21 protein-coding genes are annotated in these 18,461 nt (G+C 33.0%); 4 read left to right on the plus strand and 17 right to left on the minus strand.

The genetic code is table 11. The features are described 5' to 3' along the window. Positions 1-3: 3 nt before the first annotated feature. Positions 4-993 (minus strand): PorP/SprF family type IX secretion system membrane protein, encoded by a 990-nt coding sequence (locus ACWA1B_RS15525; protein WP_456908415.1) that lies wholly within the window; start codon positions 991-993, stop codon positions 4-6. A gap of 143 nt (positions 994-1,136) precedes the next feature. On the opposite strand from ACWA1B_RS15525, the gene ACWA1B_RS15530 reads away from it, so the two are divergent. The 3 genes from ACWA1B_RS15530 to ACWA1B_RS15540 all read left to right on the plus strand — a co-directional run bounded on the left by ACWA1B_RS15530 (position 1,137) and on the right by ACWA1B_RS15540 (position 3,479). Beyond that, on the plus strand, positions 1,137-2,036 hold the full coding sequence (locus ACWA1B_RS15530) for a NifU family protein (RefSeq protein ID WP_456908417.1): 900 nt from the start codon (positions 1,137-1,139) through the stop codon (positions 2,034-2,036). Positions 2,037-2,190: 154 nt separating this feature from the next. After that, a complete protein-coding gene (locus tag ACWA1B_RS15535) occupies positions 2,191-2,574 on the plus strand; it encodes a YtxH domain-containing protein (protein WP_456908419.1) in 384 nt (127 codons plus the stop codon). 98 nt (positions 2,575-2,672) lie between these two features. Continuing rightward, positions 2,673-3,479, plus strand: a complete 807-nt coding sequence (locus ACWA1B_RS15540; protein WP_456908421.1) for a mechanosensitive ion channel family protein — start codon at positions 2,673-2,675, stop codon at positions 3,477-3,479. A gap of 6 nt (positions 3,480-3,485) precedes the next feature. On the opposite strand, the gene tsaB is transcribed toward ACWA1B_RS15540, so the two are convergent. The 8 genes from tsaB to ACWA1B_RS15580 all read right to left on the minus strand — a co-directional run bounded on the left by tsaB (position 3,486) and on the right by ACWA1B_RS15580 (position 11,587). Then, positions 3,486-4,160, minus strand: a complete 675-nt coding sequence (gene tsaB / locus ACWA1B_RS15545; RefSeq protein WP_456908423.1) for a tRNA (adenosine(37)-N6)-threonylcarbamoyltransferase complex dimerization subunit type 1 TsaB — start codon at positions 4,158-4,160, stop codon at positions 3,486-3,488. 24 nt (positions 4,161-4,184) lie between these two features. Then, positions 4,185-4,451: a hypothetical protein gene (locus ACWA1B_RS15550; RefSeq protein ID WP_142450415.1), complete on the minus strand. Its 267-nt coding sequence runs from the start codon at positions 4,449-4,451 to the stop codon at positions 4,185-4,187. Positions 4,452-4,457: 6 nt separating this feature from the next. After that, positions 4,458-5,750 carry an efflux RND transporter periplasmic adaptor subunit gene (locus ACWA1B_RS15555; RefSeq protein ID WP_426486393.1) on the minus strand — a complete coding sequence of 431 codons (1,293 nt, stop codon included), beginning with the start codon at positions 5,748-5,750 and terminating at the stop codon, positions 4,458-4,460. A gap of 7 nt (positions 5,751-5,757) precedes the next feature. Next, positions 5,758-7,140 carry a TolC family protein gene (locus ACWA1B_RS15560; protein ID WP_456908425.1) on the minus strand — a complete coding sequence of 461 codons (1,383 nt, stop codon included), beginning with the start codon at positions 7,138-7,140 and terminating at the stop codon, positions 5,758-5,760. A gap of 79 nt (positions 7,141-7,219) precedes the next feature. Beyond that, entirely contained in the window at positions 7,220-8,341 is a 1,122-nt protein-coding gene (locus ACWA1B_RS15565; RefSeq protein ID WP_456908427.1) for an efflux RND transporter periplasmic adaptor subunit, read from the minus strand. Positions 8,342-8,380: 39 nt separating this feature from the next. After that, positions 8,381-9,646 (minus strand): ABC transporter permease, encoded by a 1,266-nt coding sequence (locus tag ACWA1B_RS15570; protein ID WP_426486395.1) that lies wholly within the window; start codon positions 9,644-9,646, stop codon positions 8,381-8,383. Positions 9,647-9,648: 2 nt separating this feature from the next. Then, positions 9,649-10,893, minus strand: coding sequence for an ABC transporter permease (locus tag ACWA1B_RS15575; RefSeq protein WP_456908429.1), 1,245 nt, complete (start codon positions 10,891-10,893; stop codon positions 9,649-9,651). Next, the gene (locus ACWA1B_RS15580; protein ID WP_035651510.1) at positions 10,886-11,587 is read right to left on the minus strand and encodes an ABC transporter ATP-binding protein; all 702 of its coding nucleotides are present in this window, start codon (positions 11,585-11,587) and stop codon (positions 10,886-10,888) included. The genes ACWA1B_RS15575 and ACWA1B_RS15580 overlap by 8 nt, the downstream gene beginning before the upstream one ends. Before the next feature lie 175 nt (positions 11,588-11,762). Here ACWA1B_RS15580 and ACWA1B_RS15585 point away from each other — a divergent pair, with 175 nt between their 5' ends. Then, on the plus strand, positions 11,763-13,172 hold the full coding sequence (locus ACWA1B_RS15585; protein ID WP_456908431.1) for a DUF4403 family protein: 1,410 nt from the start codon (positions 11,763-11,765) through the stop codon (positions 13,170-13,172). Between the two features lie 16 nt (positions 13,173-13,188). On the opposite strand, the gene ACWA1B_RS15590 is transcribed toward ACWA1B_RS15585, so the two are convergent. The 8 genes from ACWA1B_RS15590 to cyoE all read right to left on the minus strand — a co-directional run bounded on the left by ACWA1B_RS15590 (position 13,189) and on the right by cyoE (position 18,313). Further along, positions 13,189-13,458: a hypothetical protein gene (locus tag ACWA1B_RS15590; RefSeq protein WP_456908433.1), complete on the minus strand. Its 270-nt coding sequence runs from the start codon at positions 13,456-13,458 to the stop codon at positions 13,189-13,191. Continuing rightward, on the minus strand, positions 13,448-13,990 hold the full coding sequence (locus ACWA1B_RS15595; protein ID WP_456908435.1) for a DUF420 domain-containing protein: 543 nt from the start codon (positions 13,988-13,990) through the stop codon (positions 13,448-13,450). Before ACWA1B_RS15595 ends, ACWA1B_RS15590 begins: the two co-directional genes overlap by 11 nt. A 1-nt stretch (position 13,991) precedes the next feature. After that, a complete protein-coding gene (locus ACWA1B_RS15600; protein ID WP_456908437.1) occupies positions 13,992-14,681 on the minus strand; it encodes an SCO family protein in 690 nt (229 codons plus the stop codon). 11 nt (positions 14,682-14,692) lie between these two features. After that, positions 14,693-15,334, minus strand: a complete 642-nt coding sequence (locus ACWA1B_RS15605) for a hypothetical protein (protein ID WP_456908439.1) — start codon at positions 15,332-15,334, stop codon at positions 14,693-14,695. A 79-nt stretch (positions 15,335-15,413) separates the two neighbouring features. Then, entirely contained in the window at positions 15,414-15,764 is a 351-nt protein-coding gene (locus ACWA1B_RS15610; protein ID WP_308100381.1) for a cytochrome C oxidase subunit IV family protein, read from the minus strand. Between the two features lie 18 nt (positions 15,765-15,782). Next, on the minus strand, positions 15,783-16,778 hold the full coding sequence (locus tag ACWA1B_RS15615; RefSeq protein WP_456908441.1) for a cytochrome c oxidase subunit 3: 996 nt from the start codon (positions 16,776-16,778) through the stop codon (positions 15,783-15,785). A 42-nt stretch (positions 16,779-16,820) separates the two neighbouring features. Further along, positions 16,821-17,408, minus strand: a complete 588-nt coding sequence (locus tag ACWA1B_RS15620; protein ID WP_456908443.1) for a cytochrome c oxidase subunit 3 — start codon at positions 17,406-17,408, stop codon at positions 16,821-16,823. A 2-nt stretch (positions 17,409-17,410) separates the two neighbouring features. Further along, complete coding sequence (gene cyoE, locus ACWA1B_RS15625; RefSeq protein ID WP_456908445.1) at positions 17,411-18,313, minus strand: heme o synthase; 903 nt, start codon at positions 18,311-18,313, stop codon at positions 17,411-17,413. Between the last annotated feature and the right edge of the window lie 148 nt (positions 18,314-18,461).

Consider the following 18,461-nt stretch of genomic DNA (forward strand, 5'->3'; position numbering starts at 1 on the left):
AAATTAATTAATCGCAGGACAATTACAATCGTAACGTTCTTTTTTACAAAATAAATTGATTCCTAAAGTAATTTGGTGATAAGCACCAGTATCAAATTTCACATCACCCATAACTTGTGAATACGTATACGCAAACATAAAGTTGTTATAATTGATTCCAATTATCGGGGTAAAATATTGCAACTTTTGAGCCTTCACACCGCTTCCGGTGCTGTATTGTGCACCATCAAAACTTCTTCTGTATGAAAGTGCAGCCCATAAACTTCCAAAATCCATATTTTTATAGCCTTTAAAGTTCAAGTCAATTGTCTTTTCTTTTGTTTTGTCAAAAACCTGAAGCAATACAGAAGGTTCCCAGGTGTAATTATCATTTTTGCCAAAAACATATCCGGTACTAAACAAAAACTTCCTCAAATTATCGCTTTCATAATCTGTATATAATTCTCTTCTTGTTTCTAACAATCCCTGAACTGTAGCGTGTGCAAAAAAGTTTAAATAATTATATGATGCTCCAACATCAACATTGAAATAAGAATCTTTTTGAATTGATCCAAAAACAATTGGGTCAAAAGTTCCACCAAATTTAGTTTCATCTAACTGACTCTGAATAACGCCTCCGCTGATACCAAATGAAAGCTGATTCAAATCAAGTTCATCTCTCGAAAACATAATATGGTGGGCATAAGTAAGCTTTAATCCTTTTTGAGAATGGTACCCGTTTTTATCATTAAAAACAATAATTCCGGCTCCAGAGCGTTCTCCAATTCTGCCATTAAAACTCAAAGTCTGCAGTGAAGGCGCTTCTTCTTCTCCAAACCATTGTTTTCTTGCAGTTAATCTAACTTTGGCACAATTTGCTGCACCGGCCATTGATGGATGAATCAAATAAAGGTTATCCGACAAATAATCTGAGTAAACAGGAATTCCTTCTTGCGAATAGGAATAAAATGATGTAACCAAAAATATGAATAAAACCTTGATTCTAAATTCCATAAAGGCAAATTTGTTTAAAGAAATTTTTGACTCTCATAATTTAATACGATTTATTTGAAAAGAGTCTTAATTATTTTATTAAAAAACCAAATATAGGTATTAGTAGAAAATAACTTTACTAAATTTGCAAAAAATATATGACCATGACAAAAATCACTATAAAGGAAACACAAAATCCAACTATTCTTAAATTTGAGTTTGATGATTTTATTACTCAAAATCAAAATTTCGAGTTCAAAAACATTGACGAAGCAAAATCTTCACCTCTTGCACAACAATTATTTTATCTTCCGTTTGTAAAAACCGTATATATATCAGGAAACTTCATCGCTATTGAACGATTCAGCATTGTGGAGTGGGACGATGTAAAAGACGCTGTAGCAGAACAAATTGAAGCCTTTGTTGATAAAGGTGGCGTTATCATTACTATTGACGAAAACACTCCTAAAAAACAGCCTATTACGGTTTATGGAGAAACAACTCCAAATCCAGCAGCTTTAAAATTTGTAGTAAGCAGAATGTTGACCAGAAATGCGGTTGAATATAAAAACATTGATCAAACTGCATCTTCTCCACTGGCACAGGAATTATTTAAATTCCCTTACGTAAAAGAAGTTTTTATCGATGAAAATTACATTTCGGTAACTAAATATGAAATCAATAACTGGGATGAAATTACTTTAGAATTGAGAACTTTTATCAAACAATTTATTGAAAACGGAGGGACTGTTTTAGATGAAAGTTTGATTGAAACTAAAACTAAAAATGAAGCTTCAAAAGATGAAGCATTTGACAAATTAGACGTTACTTCTCAGCAAATCATCAATATTTTGGAAGAATACGTAAAACCAGCAGTTGCGGCTGATGGTGGAAACATTGCTTTTGATTCTTATAATGAAGATAACAAAACTGTAAAAGTAATTTTGCAAGGTGCTTGTAGCGGTTGTCCGTCATCGACTTTTACTTTAAAAAGCGGTATCGAAAATATGTTGAAAAGCATGCTGAATGATGAAGCAATTACAGTTGAAGCTTTGAATGCTTAATCCAAATTACAGACATAAAAAAACGTCCGCATTATGCGGACGTTTTTTTATTTAACCTTATAGTAATCTTACTTTCAATAAATTATCCACACAAGAACATTTTTATTCTGCAAAAAAGTTTAATATTGTATTCTTAACCAATCAATATAAAACTATGGGATTATCATCTTTTTTCAAGAATTTATTTGGCTCTACCAAAGAATCTGTAACCGAATTGGCAAATAATGCCGAAAGTACTTTTGAGCAAGCTAAAGAAGCTGCCGCTCCATACATTGAAAAAGCTGAAACTTTTGCAGAAGAAACCATTGCAAAAGCAAAAGAAGCATCAGAACCGATAATCGAATCTGCTACAGAATATGCGCATCAGGCTAAAGAAGTTGTAAGCGAATATGCTGAGAAAGCATCAGACGCCATAAGCGATGTTATTGAAACTGTAAAAGAGAAAACCGCTGAAGTTGCTGATGATACGAGAACAATCGCTTCTGAAACTGTTGTTGACATAAGCGAGCCAGCAATTGAAGAGGCTGACAAGGAATAAAAGTGCATTCTTTTCTTATAAAAATAAATATTCTTTATATTTGCAAAATATTTCACCTTCTCTTTTGAGAAGGTTTTTTTATTCTTAAAAACACAAATATGAGCCCGGAACAATTAAGCAGTTACGCCAACGCATTAATAAGAGTATTAGTAGATTATGCCCCAAAATTAGTCTCAGCCCTTATTGTTTTATTTGTTGGTTTATACGCCATCAGATTAATAAACAGATCGATCAGAAGAATAATGGTGAAACGAAATTTAGATCCAACACTGACTAAATTTCTCGCTGATATTTTATTATGGGCACTAAGAATTTTATTATTTGTAACCTTTATTTCAAATCTCGGAATTCCAACTACATCATTTGTTACTATTTTAGGAGCCATGGGTCTTGCAGTGGGCTTATCACTTCAGGGTTCACTTTCAAATTTTGCCGGAGGAATGCTAATTATTGTTTTCAAACCTTTTAAGGTGGGGGATACAATCGAAGCACAAGGCGTAATTGCAACAGTATTAGAAATTCAGATTTTTGTAACTAAAATGCTAACTGGAAACAATCAAACTGTTTTTATTCCAAATGGCGCTTTATCAAACGGCACGATTATAAATTATTCAATGCAGGGAGAAAGACGAGCCGATTTGACTTTTTCAATCTCTTACGATTCAGACATCAAAAAAGCAAAAGATATACTTTTGGATGTTTTAAATAAAAACCCAAAAGTCCTTAAAACACCAGCGCCAGAGGTTTTTGTAAAAAACCTATCAGCAAGTTCTGTTGATTTTGCAGTGCGTCCTTGGGCAAAAAATGCTAATTACGGTGCTGTTTTTTCTGAAACTTTAGAGAATTGCAAAATCGCTTTAGACGAAGCAGGAATTTCTGTTCAGCCGTTTACAATTCAAAAATAAATAGAATTATTGTTTTTTTGATGGCATTGTCATCATAAAGTCTTTTAAATAATAAGGCTCAAAATAAGCGACATCAACATTGTCGCTTTTTTGATATTTATCGTAACTGATTTTACTCATTTCGCGTGCTGAAGGGTATTTGATTTCCTCTAAAAAAATAAAGTTTTCTTTTGTCAAAACTGGCTTACATTTATCAGCACAATCGCCGACAAAATAAAGCAGCTCATTATATTCCGCAAAAGAATCTTCGGAAATAATTTCTGCCTGAATAGCTCTCTCTACTTTTAGATCAGCAGTAAAAATTTCGCTGTACACTTCCATTCTTCTCGCATCAAGCATCGGAATAATTTTCCCTTCTGAAACAGATACTTTTGAAGCCAAAGTTTCTAGTGTATCGACAGCTATCAATGGAATATTTAAAGCATAACATAATCCTTTTGCTGCAGAAACTCCAATTCGTAATCCTGTATAAGAACCTGGCCCTTGACTTACAGCAATTGCTGCTAAATCCTGAACCGAGATATTTGATTCTTCTATTATTTCCTCAATAAAAACATGAAGCTTTTCGGCATGCGAATATCCTTCTTCAGCTATTTCTTTACATAAGATGGTTTCTCCATTTTTTGCAATTGATACTGAACAATTTTTAGTTGCTGTTTCGATATTGAGAATAAAAGACAAAATATTTATTTTTTTAAATTAAAATTATTTACGAACTGCGACAGCTATCCCGATAAAAATGAATGACAATATCCAAAACAATGCAACTGCAATGAATAAACTGACAATCAAAAAACCTATATACAAGAACAACTTTTTCCATGATGAAAAATAAACGTATTCTTCATTATAATATTCTGATCTATATACACGATAATGCATGTAAATAAGAAATACTGCAATAGTTATTAATGCGGCGCCGAACCCATAAAGCATTTCTATCGAAAATCCGCCATGCAATGCAATAATCATAGCAACTTATTTCTTAGGTGTTTCTGCTTTTTTAAGTTTCACTTTGTCGCCAGAATTCAAATCTTTAGAAACGGTTGTATAAGGGCCTGTAATTACTACATCACCGGGTTTTAATCCAGACATTACTTCAATATTAGTGTCATCCTGAATTCCGGTTTTAATGATTCTGATTTTAGCTTTATCGCCTACTTTCACAAAAACACATTCGTATTTTTTATCGCTTTTTGGCGCTGCTTTTTTATCTTCATTTGGATCTTCAACTTTAAAATCTTTTACAGCTGTTGTATCAGATTTTACAACGACAGAACTAATTGGCACTGCCAGAACATTCGTTTTAGTTGTTGTGATGATATCAACCGTAGCCGTCATTCCAGGTCTGAAAGGCGAATAAGCTGCAGGTTTTCCTTCTAATAACTCTTTATAAGAATCCTTTAAAATTCGAACTTTAACCTTAAAGTTAGTAACCTGATCTGAAGTCAAAGCCGTACTTGCCGAATTTGAAATACTGGTTACTATACCTTTGAATTTCTTTTTCAGATAAGCATCTACTTCAACATTTGCTTCGTCTCCAATTTTAATTTTTACAATATCATTTTCGTTGACATCAACTTCAACTTCCATATTATTTAAATTGGCAACTCTCAAAAGTTCAGTTCCTGCCATTTGCTGTGTTCCTAAAACACGCTCTCCTAATTCAACATTTAATACCGAAATGGTACCATCTGCAGGAGAATAAATAGTAGTACGCCCTAAATTGTCTCGAGCTTCAGTAACAGATGCTGTGGCACTTTGAACATTATAATACGAACTTTGTTTTGTTGCTTTCGCCACCTCATAAGCTGAAACGGCTTTGTCCCAGTCTGATTTTGAAATTACTCCTTTATCATACAAGGTTTTGTTACGCTCATAATTTGCTTTAGCCTCTCTAAAACTGGCATCAGACTGTGTCAAACCTGCTTTAGTTCCTGCTAAATTTGCAACAGAACGTTCTAAGCCTGAGGTGTACAAATCAGGATTTATCTTTACTAATAAATCTCCTTTTTTAACAACTTGGCCTTCTTTTACATTTAGCGCTATAATTTCACCCGAAACCATTGAAGCGATTTTTACTTCAATTTCAGGCTGAATTTTTCCAGTTGCTGAAACCGTTTCAACAATTGTTGAAGATTCAACTTTTGAGATTTCTACTTCTTTTCCTTCATCCTTATTTCCTATAACTCCCTTTTTCGACAGAACTATTAAAGTACCAATTATAATAATTGCACCCCCAACTAAGAAATAAATTGTTTTTTTTGACATAAGTAAATTATTTTGCAGGAATTGGAACAATTGGAATTCCAAAATAGAATTCGAGAATTTTTATTTTAAATATATAATCGTATTTGGTTCTAATAACATCAGATTGTGCATTTGTTAATAATGTTTGAGCCTGCGTAAAATCAAATGAATTCATCAATCCTACATCATACTTTTCTTTCGCATAATTGTAAGCCTGTTGTCTTGCCTCTAAAGTTACAGTTGCAGCTTCATAGGTATTTAACGCAGCTTTTGCATTTGTAAACGCAGTATACACGTTACGTTGCAAATCTAAACTTTTTTGTTCTAAATCTATTTTAGATTTCTCTAAACTTACTTTATTTCGTTCAACATTGTTTCTAACTGAGAATCCATTGAAAATTGGAACATTCAATTGCAGACCAAAATTATGTCCTTTATTGTCGCTAAATTGTTGGAATATTGGATCTGGCCCTGTAGTATAAGGCTGATTTTGATCGTCAAATTTTACTTGATCACTATAACTTGCTCTTGTGTTAAAGCCATAAAAACCAGTAAGAGTTGGTTGATAAGCCCCTTTAGCGATTGCTACATTTTTTTCGGCAATTTCAAGATTGGTTTGTGCCAGTTTTAACTCAGTTCTAGTTTCCTTTGCCTTATTATAAATATCAACTGGATTTTGCGCCATGATATTATTTTCATCTTTTGCATTTGTATCATCTACAACATCAAAATCGGCAAATTCCTTAAGCTGTAAAAGTTGTGCTAGACTTAATTTTGAAATCAATAAATTATTTTCTGAAACTGCAATATTTTGCTTATCTGTTGCAATAGTTGCTTTCAGATCAAATAAATCACCGCGAGGAATAGTTCCTGCACTAACCATTTCTTCAGAACGTTTTAAACGTTTTTCATCGATAGAAAGCTGTTCTGTTTTGATTTTTAGATCTTCTTTATAACCCAAAATCTGAAGAAAAGCATTCGCTACATTCAATGAAATATCTTCCTGCATTTTCAATAATTGATATTGAGATGCAATAATAGCAAGTTTTGTTCGTCTGTATGTATTTTGGTTTTGCAGACCTTTGTAAATATCAACCCCAGCATTTAAACCTACAGATGAATATTGAGTTGTTTGATTACGCAAAACTCCTGTAGTCACATCCTGGTTCAAACCAATATTCCATGAATGCGATGCATTTCCGTTTACTGACGGAAGATATCTTCCAAAAGCATCCTTTTTATTTATTTCAGCATTTTCAACATCTAATTCCGAAACTTTAATAGTAATATTATTGTCCAATGCATATCTTACACATTCCTCTAATGTCCATTGTTTTGTCTGCGCCTGACCTGATGCTGCAAATCCGAAAAGCATGGCAAAAACTAAACTATTTATTTTATTTATTTTCATATATCTTGAATGAAGCACGGCAAAAAAGCTATGCAAATTTAACATTTTAAAAACCCAAAAACTCTTTTAAATAATCAAATTATTTTTTCTCCTTGTCCCCTTCGTTGATCAAGCCCTGATTCCAGATTTTGATTTTATCTGAATCTTTTACACCGCTTTTAACTTGAACATAAATTCCATCACTAACTCCTAATACTAAATCTCTTCTTTGAAATTTTTGCGGAGCAGTTTCAATTTCTACATAAGGTTTTTGAGTTTTCTTGTCAAACTGCACAAGCGATTCTTTAATAGCCAATACTTTGTCAGCTTTTTCTAAGATAATCGATGCGTTTGCACTTAAGCCAGCCCTGATAAAAGTATCTCCTTTATTTTCTAATTTTGCTTTAATTTCAAACTGAATAGCGCCATTTTCTACAACACCCTTCGGCGCAATATCTGTCAAAACTGCATCGAATTTTTTATTTTCAATTGCACCAACTGTAATCTCAATAGGCATTTTTTCTTTTATTTTACCTACTTCAGATTCATCAATTTTTCCAATGAAAATCATTCTTCCAACGTCAGCAACACTGGCAATTGTTGTTCCTTCATTAAAATTATTACTTTCAATAACTTGATTTCCAACCTTTACTGGTACCTGCAACACCATTCCGTTAACTGTCGAACGAATTAATGTATTTGCATAAGTTCCTAAAGATGTTGTTGTCCCTGTTTTAACAATATCTAAACTTTGTTTTGCAGCCAAATAATTTTGTTTGGCTTGTTTATAAGCCACCTGGGCTGCATCAAAGTCATTTGCAGAAATTACATCTTTATCAAAAAGCGTTTTTTGTCTTTGATAGATTTTTTCCTGATTGTCTAATGCGATTTTTGCAGTCTGTACTTGATTTTGAGTACTGCTTACGTTTGAAACATTGGCAACAACTCTAATTTTAGCAATCATATCTCCGGCCTTAATTTTTTCACCAGCTTTGATATATACTTCTTCAATAATTCCTGAGATATTTGGTTTGATTAGGACCTCTTCATCAGGCTGAATATTACCCGTTGCAATGGTATTTTTTACGATCGTTTTAATCTCTGCCTTTTCTGTTTGAAAGACTATTGGCGACTCTTGATTTTTAGCATACAAATAATAAAGTGCACCAAAGAAAACTATTGCAATAAAGATTAAAATGGTTACGGTTACTCCTTTTTTCATTTTGTTTTTGGTTTAATCGATTATATTTTGATTGATAATTTATTCTGTTCGTAAAGCGTCTACAGGCTTCACATTAATTGCGGTTTGTGCTGGAATAAATCCGGCAAGCAAACCTGAACCCACTAATATTAATAAGGCAACAAATACAACTCCTAAATCTACGCTTGGACTAGCAAACATAGTATTACTATCTGGCGGCATGGAATCCAGAATCATGTTTAAAATGGCTATAATTCCGGTGGCGACTGCTATTCCTAACATTCCTGAAATAATAGTCAAAAAGATAGATTCTGATAAAATTTGTCCGCGAATTGCTGCAGGAGTTGCTCCTAAAGCTCTTCGAATTCCAATTTCTTTTGTACGTTCTTTAACTACAATAAGCATAATATTCGAAATTCCGATTACTCCCGAAATCAGAACCAGAGTTCCAACAAAATAAGCAATGATTTTCAAGATATTAAACAAGCTCTGCACTTTATTAAACTGTTCGTATAAATCAAAATTACCCACCGCTCTATCATCTGCAGGATTTATCGAATGCAATGCTTTAATAATTTCCAGAATTTTTGGTTTTAAATCAGTAATAGACGTTTCATCCTTTGCAGTAAGCGCCATCCACCCCACTTTATCTCCGTAATTAAAAGCTTGCTGGAAAGTAGTAAACGGGATAAAAATATTTTTTTGTTCCTGTTCTGCATTTCCTCCTTGTTGCTTGGATTTATACACTCCAACAACCATAAAGTTTATTCCGTTGATTTTGATATAAGTTCCAATAGCTTCTTCCTCTTTACCATAAAGTTCGCTGATTACTCCCTTACCAATTACGCAGACTTTTCTTCTACCTTCAATATCCTGTTGATTTACAAATCTGCCTTTTATAATATCCATTGGCTGTTGTTTAATCAGCTCCGGATAATCTCCATAAATGGTAAATGCAGATGTTTTTGTACCTCGCACAACATTATTTGTTCCATTAAAATCTCCTAATTGATTTCTTGGCGAAACATATAACAAATCTGGCAAAGCAGCTTTTAGTGCCGTAACATCACTATTTCTAAAATCATAACGTCGTGTTTTTGGCAAACCTTTATATGCTTTTGATGTTGTTTGGCTCCACATAAACATGGTATTTGTTGCAATTCCATCAAAACCTTTTTTAATTCCGTTTTCAAGACCATTTCCAGCCGCAAGCAAAATCACCAAAATGAAAATTCCCCAAAAAACACCAAAAGCCGTCAGAATTGTTCTGAAAGGGTTTGCCGTCAAGGCCTGTAAAATCTCGTCCCAATTATCTTTCTTAAACATAATTATTCGTCTCTAAGTGCTACAATAGGTTTAATTTTAGCTGCTCTGTATGCCGGAAAAAAACCAGCCATTGCACCAGCGAATACAAGTAAAACAAGTGTTGTCAATGCTACGCTAAAATCGACTTCAGGATTTCTGAAATATTCGCTCTGTACCATTGGCCCAACTAATTCCAACAACAATAAACTTGCTAATAATCCAACAAAACCAGCAATTGTGGTAATAAATATAGATTCATGAAGTATCATTGTAATAATAGAAAATGGCGATGCGCCTAACGCTTTTCGAATTCCAATTTCTTTCGTTCTTTCTTTTACGATGATCAGCATAATGTTACTTACACCAACAACTCCCGCTATAATCGTACAAATACCAACCCACCAAAAAAACAATCTGATGTATAAATTCAAATCATAAAATTGCTTAGCATCTTTTACTGAATTATATGCACCAATTCCGCTATCATCATCTGGTGCGACCATATTTTTACTTTTAAGTAAATCTTTCAAATCCTGAGTAAATTTTTCAGATTGTGCCAGCGCTTCATCATAGTCATTTGTCTTTTTCAATGTAAAAAACATATTGCTAATTTTGTCACCTGCTCCAAAGGCCCTTTGTACTGTAGTCAACGGTAAATAAGCTCTTGCTTCTTCTCTTTCTCCTCCAGGATCTGTAAAAACGCCTATTACTTTAAAATTGATATTATTGATTTGTATTTCTTTTCCAAGCGCATCCTGATCTTTAAACAAATCGGTTTTGATTTTCATACCAATAGTAGCTACTTTTTCATTGTTTTCTAAGTCTTTACTATTAACATATCGCCCTTGAACAATCACAAGATTTTCAACCTGACCATAATCAGGATTGACACCTCTGTATTGATAATTTCCATTTTCTTTGCCGTAAGCGAACTGTGCTCCCCAATAATTTTGTGTTGAGGCCCTTAAATCCAGTTTATCTTCAAATTTTTGAACGGATTGATTATAATCACTATTTCTAAACTGGACTTGTCTTCCAGGGTTAAGCCCTTTGTACTCCTTTGTAGTTGTACCTGACCAAACCTCTATAATTCCAGCGGCATCGCGTTCAAATTGTTTTTCAATACCATTTTGAAGACCTTTTCCCGCTCCAAGCAAAATCACCAAAATAAAAATTCCAGACGCCACTGAAACTCCGGTCAAAAATGTACGCAGCCGGTTTTTGGAGATTGCTTCAAATATTTCTTGCCAACGCTCAATATTAAACATAAGATGAAGCTCTAACTTGTTCTACTTTTTTATCATCGATAATTAATCCGTCTTTCAGGACCACATTTCTCTTGCACATAGCGGCAATATCAGGTTCGTGTGTAACGATCAAAATAGTTTTACCTTCATCGTTAATTCCTTGAATAAGTTCCATAACTTCATAAGAAGTTTTAGTATCCAAAGCTCCTGTAGGCTCATCAGCAAGTAATACTTTTGGGTTTGAGGCTAATGCTCTTGCGATTGCGACACGCTGTTTCTGACCTCCTGAAAGCTCATTTGGCAAGTGGTGCGAATGGGAACCCAAACCAACTTTCTCCAAATATTTCATAGCAATGTCATAACGCTCTTTTCTTTTTATTCCCTGATAATACAACGGCATAGCCACATTATCAAGTGCACTTTTATAATTGATTAAGTTAAAAGACTGAAAAACAAACCCTAAAAATTTATTACGATATTTAGAAGCTATAGTTTCGTTCAGTTTTTTAATTGGCGTTTTATCTAAAGTATAACTTCCAGAATCAGCCTCATCTAAAATTCCTAATATATTAAGAAGCGTCGATTTACCAGATCCTGAAGATCCCATGATAGCCACAAGCTCACCTTCTTCAATATTAAAATTAATACCTTTTAACACATGCAGTTCTGAACTTCCCATTTTATAGGATTTATGCAAATCTTTGATTTCAATCATGGTATTGTTAATTTTTTAAAACAATAATAATATTTTTTATAAGTAAATTATGATAACAAAACGTTAATAATTTTTATTTTAATATTTAAATAAGACGGCGCACTTTTGTAATTGTTACACTTTTTTACAATTATTTAATTGTTTTCTTAATTTTGTATCATTCAAAAAAAATGTAATGATGAAGTTTACTTCAATTTTCGCTCTATTTACAGCAACTGCATTCCTTGCCAGCTGTTCTACATCTCAAAAATTAGAAACTTTAAAACCTGAGCCAGACGATGCAAGTCCTTTGGTATATGATGCAAATCCATCTTTTATCAATTTGCCGATAACGGTAAAACTGACTGATATTGAAAATCAAACCAACACGCTTCTAAACGGGTTAATTTATGAAGACAATAATATCGAGGATGATGATATTGAAATGAAAGTTTGGAAGCAGGCACCAATAAAAATTCAGAATGATCCTTCAAATCCCGATAAAAAAATCAAAACAATTCTGCCTTTAAAAGCAACGGTCAAATACAGAATTGGAACTAAAAAACTAGGCGTTGATCTATATGACACACGCGAATTTAATTTAAACGGGGTTATCACATTATCGAGCGATGTTGCGCTCACCAATTGGAAATTAAATACAAAAACAGAATTCAAATCACTGGACTGGAACGAAAGTCCAACTATGATGGTTTTTGGAAAAAGTATACCGATTACTTATTTGATAAATCCAGCAATTTCTATTTTCAAATCAAAAATCGAAAAGAAAATCGACGAATCAATTGAAAAATCGATGGATTTTAAACCGAATGTTTTAACTGCGCTAGAAAAAATTTGTACGCCATTTCAAATGAGCGACACGTATGAAAGCTGGTTAAGAATCGCTCCAATTGAAGTTTATTCAACGAACGCAAAACTCAAAAACGATTCCTTTTTACTAGACATGGGGATGAAATGCAATATGGAAACCATTGTTGGCAAACAACCCGAATCAAAATTCAATGCCAATAAAATTGTTTTGAAACCAGTCGTTAAAATCCCTAATCAAGTTAGTGCTAATATTGCAGCAATTTCAACCTATGCGGATGCTTCCAAAATAATGACGAAAAATTTTGCAGATCAAGAATTTGGATCAGGAAGCAAAAAAGTAACTGTAAAAAATGTTTCTATTTGGCATAAAGACGGAAAAATGGTAATTGCGCTAGATGTTTTAGGATCAATAAATGGAACATTATATCTAAATGGATTTCCACAATATAACCCTCAGACAAAAGAAATCTATTTTGACAAACTGGATTATGTTTTAGATACCAAAAGCAAATTAATGAGAACCGCAAGCTGGCTGGGACAAGGTTATATTTTAAGAAAAATGGAAGCAAGTTGCCGTTACTCAATCCAGCCAAATTTGGAGGAAGGTAAAAAAAGCATGGCTTCGTATCTTAAAAACTATTCGCCAATGCCAGGAGTTTTTGTAAATGGAAAAATGGACGATATTCAGTTTGATAAAATTCAATTGACAAATCAGGCGATTATCGCTTTTATCAAAATAAATGGAACAGTTAATGTTTCTGTTAATGGATTAAAATAAAAAAAGCAGTCTAAATTTAGACTGCTTTCTTCTTTTTAGATTGATACATTCTATAAATCAGAACACCAATTATACCTACTAGCAAATACGGAATAACCATTAAATATACAATTCCGTCATTTACAGCCTCCGCTTTTTTTGTGTTTGAATCTCCCGCTAGTGCTGCGCGACACATTGCACATTGCGCATTTGCCGAAATTCCAATTAAGAAGAAGCAAATTCCAAAAAACAAAGTTTGAAACCTGAAACTTGAAACTTGAAACCTATTTTTTTTATTAGTGTACATAGTATGGAGAAATCATTAAGTAAACTACAACACCTGTAACCGCAACATATAACCAAAGCGGAAAAGTTATTTTAGCTATTTTTTTATGCTTGTCGAAACGCTGTGCTAATCCTCGAACATATGTAATTAATACAAGAGGAATAATAGCAATCGACAATAAAATATGAGTAATCAAAATAAAGAAATAAACGTAACGCAAAACGCCTTCTCCACCATATTTAGTAGAATCTGCTGTCATATGATACGCAACATACATTACCAAAAAAGCAACAGACAAAGCAATAGCAAAAGTCATTAAACGTTCGTGCAATAAACGTTTTCCATTTTTAATAGCCATTACAGCCGCAACAAGTACAACCGCTGTTATACCATTTATTGTCGCATAAACCGGAGGCAACATAGATAATGGTTCAACATTATATCCAAAATCTTTTAGTTTTACACCAAATAAAATTGCAACTACAACCGGTATTACAATTGAAACCGCAATAATAAATTTATTGTATTTTTTTTCTATTGAATTATCTTCCATTTTATTCTTCTAATAATACTTTAATATCCTCTTGAATTTCTCTAACACCTTTTTTATCTAAACCATCGTAATACAAAATAGGATTTCCAAACTCATCTTTTCTGCATCTAATTTTACCATCTTTATCAATTAAAGCAAATAAACCTGAATGTTCAAAACCTCCATTCACTTTATCATTTTCTCCTGCATATAGATTAAAACCTTTGTTAGACAAATCCATAATCGTTGCCTTGTCTCCTGTTAAGAAATTCCAATTTGATGATTTAACACCTAATAACTTTGCGTGATCTTTTAAAACCGCAGGCGTATCATGACCAGGATCTATTGTAATTGAAACAATTCCGAAATTAGGATTTCCAAAGAATGTTTTCTCAATTTCCAGCATACTTAAATTCATCTTTGGACAAATTGAAGGACAAGTAGTAAAGAAAAATTCCAAAACATAAACCTTTCCTTTATAAGTTTCATTTGAAACTTTTGCACCATCCTGATTTGTCAATTCAAATTTAGGAGCTGGTCCAATGGTTAATAATTTAGCCGAATCTTTTGCGCCTTTCAAACCAACATTATCTAGACGATTCCCTTTTACAACTTCGCCGTTTTGAATTCTGTCAACAATTTTGGGCACTGCATAAATTCCGAAAATCAAAATGACAAACGAAATCCCGATATATGATTTATTTTTAAACATGTAGGTAAAAATTAAAGTTGTTTAGTGGCATTGTGGTTCTTTTTAAGAGCCGCGCGATATTCATATAAAATGATTTTAAAATCATCTAGCATTTCGTTGCTCAACTCAGAAGGATGAAAAGTATTGTATCCTTCTTTGTATTCCTTTTTATCTTTTCTTCCTCTAAGATTTCTTTCTTTATCAACAATATAAACATTTGGAGTTTCAAGGTTCTTATTTAGTTTTTCTTTTAAATGAAGTCCATCGTAAAACTTTAGAATTTCTTCATTTGAAGCAAATACAAAATTCCAATTTTTAACATCTGTAAAGGGAGATAAAGCATCAACTATTTTTTGAGCTTCTTTTTCAGTTCCAAGGGGACACAGAATTACAAACTGAAGATCTTCAAAACCGTTATAACGCTTGTAGATTTTTTCATTTAAATTAAAATAATTACCTCGGTTTTCTAAAATATTTGTACCTCCAAAACCAAGTACAGTAATTTTTTTATTAAGAGAGATTTTCTTCCCGTTTAATGAATTCCAATTTCCAAAGTCGGCTACTTTAGGTGTTATTACAGGAAGAGTTGTAAAACTATTTACACCAGAAGCAAAAAACAAATAAGCTACAATAGGCAGAACAAAAAGTACAAAGAGAACTATATTTTTTTTCATTGTTTATGCGGAAAAATATTGAGGTACAAAAATAAAAAAAGCTCCGTTAATCGGAGCTTCTTTTCGAATTAATATCATGTTAAAAATTCCATTTAATAGTAGAATCTTTAAAAACCCCATAAATATAATGTCCTTCTGTCAAAAGAATAAACAATAAATATAAAACTAGGAAAATAACTGGCGATACGACAGACCATCTAAGGCTGCTTTTTTCACCTTCCATGTGCATAAATGCCCATACAATATAATATGCTTTGTACAATGTAAGAATATAAAATACCCAGTTTAATAGATTCAAACCTACAAAGTGATTACCCTCTAAAAATGCTGGCTTATAAATACCAAGTATAACTTCTACCGTAGTTACTGCTGATAGTAATGCAAAAACAAACCAGATTCTTTTTGTATTTGATACGTGCTCGTGTGACATAATAATTAAAATCTAAAATTAAACTAAGTAGAAAACTGTAAATACGAATACCCAAACTAAATCGACAAAGTGCCAGTATAATCCAACTTTCTCTACCATTTCGTAGCTTCTTCTTTTCTCGTAAGTTCCTAATAATACATTAAAGAAAATAATGATATTAATGATAACTCCAGAAAACACGTGGAATCCGTGGAATCCAGTGATGAAGAAGAAGAAATCAGCAAACAATTTACTTCCGTATTCGTTTCTGGTAAGGTTTGCGCCTTCTACTACATATTTTGCAGTTGCTAAACGAGTTTCAGCTTCTGCTCTAGTCAGAACTTTTTTACTCTTTTTCCCGTTATTTTCAATAATCTGTTCTGTTCTAATCAACAATTCAGGGTGTGCTTTAAATCCAGCTTGTACTTCAGCAACTGTGTATGTAGCCTGCGTTTCAGCATCTTCCATAAACCAAGTTGAATGGCTTCTTGTTAAAGCTTCTCTTTGCTCTGGCAATTTTACAGCAAACTCCTCAAGAGCAACTCTTTTACCTTCTTTATCAACAAACTGCAATAAACTTCCACCTGCTGTTTCTACTGCGCCATATTCTCCTTTAATGAAGTTTTTCCATTCCCAAGCTTGAGAACCAACGAAAATTAAACCTCCAATAATAGTTAAGAACATATAGATTGCAACCTTTGTTTTTTTCAATTGGTGACCAGCATCAACAGCTAAAACCATTGTTACAGATGAGAAAATCAAAATAAAAGTCATTAAGGCTACATAATACATAGGAGCCGAAACGCCATGTAAAAATGGGAAGTGTGTAAACACTTCATCAGCCAATGGCCAAGTTTCAATAAATTTAAATCTAGAAAAACCATAAGCAGCAAGAAATCCAGAGAATGTCAAGGCATCTGATACGATAAAAAACCACATCATCATTTTACCATAACTCGCTCCTAATGGCTGGATATCCTCTCCGCCTCCCCAAGTTTTTTCGTTGTTATTTGCAGTAGTAACTGTCGCTTCCATAAAAGATATTCGTTAAAAAGTTCCCAAATTTACGTTTTTTTCTTATTTAAAGAAATATAAAAATAAAAATAAATATACCCATAATAAATCCAAAAAGTGCCAATACATCGCACCTAGTTCTATACCAAGAGTTTGAGTCGAATTGTATTTTTGTTTAAAATGATTATAAATTATAATTAAAAGTGAAATTAATCCGCCCGCTAAGTGCAATAGGTGTGTTACAGTAACAACATAAAGAAAAGTTGTAGTAATTGAGCTACCTTGTCCTGTAAAATAATATCCTTTTTCAACGATTTGTCCAAATCCCTGAAATTGCAATACAACAAATAAAACCCCTAAAGCTAAAGTTCCTAAAAGCAATCCTGTAACAGCGCTTCTATTATCTTTCTGAATGGCTTTTTTTGCTAAATAAAATGTAATGCTACAGCCAATAATTACTGCTGTACTATAATAAAATGCTGTTGGCAATTGAAAATCCTTCAACCAGTCAGCTCTTGATTTACTAACTACAAATGCGCTTGTAAGTCCTGCAAACATCATGGTCATACTTACCATGGCGAATAACAAAATCAGCTTTGCCGATTTTGATTTTCTTAATTGTTCATCACTTGCTTTAATTGTCATTTCCATAACTATCTTAAAAATTTATCTACTATAAATACAATCTGCAATAGTGAAATGTATGAAACACTCACCAGCATTAAAGTTCTTGCCGACTTTGCCGTTCTCAACTGATACAATTTTACTGCATAAAAAAGCATCCACAATCCTAATAAAAACACTAACACCGCTGCAATTGGAGAAATAAACAATTGTCCTGTATACCCCAAAACCGGAAGTAATGAAGCTATTAAAAGCCAAATTGTATATAAAATAACCTGCAAAGCGGTGCCTTTATCTTTTTTCCCTGTTGGAAGCATAAAGATTCCTGCTTTTTCATAATCTTCATACAAAAACCAGCCAATTGCCCAAAAATGAGGAAATTGCCAGAAAAACTGAATTAAAAACAAAGTTCCTGCTTCAATTCCGAATTCGCCTGTAGCAGCAACCCATCCTAGCATAAATGGTATTGCACCTGGAAAAGCGCCAACAAATACAGATAACGAAGTAACTGTTTTTAGTGGTGTATAAATACTTGTGTATAAAAATATCGAGATTGCCGCAAACATTGCTGACTTGGCATTAATGGTATAAAGCAAGCTGATTCCGATAATAGTCAACAAACTTGCTACAAATAAAGCCATTTTTGGAGACATACGTCCAGAAGGAACAGGACGATTTTTTGTTCTGTCCATTAAAGCATCTATGTCTTTTTCAATCACCTGATTAAATGCATTTGAAGCACCAACCATACAGTAACCGCCAATTGACAAAACAAGCAAAACACTCCATTTAAAAGGATGTTCGGCATTTACACCTAATAAATATCCGGCAATAGAAGAAAACAAAACACTGATAGCCAAACCAGCCTTTGTAATCTCTTTGAAATCCAGAAATATTGATTTTAGTGAAATTGTATTTTTAGTAGCGTTCAAACCTCTATTGTTTGTATATTTTTTTTGAGTGGTGCAAATGTACAAATTAGATTGTAGAATACAGAACTATAAATTTAGATTTTTTTCAATAAAACCTTTACAAAATAAGGACTTGCAAATCTTTAACACAATTATTTCGAAAAATCTT

This window comes from Flavobacterium xizangense (genome assembly GCF_054075145.1).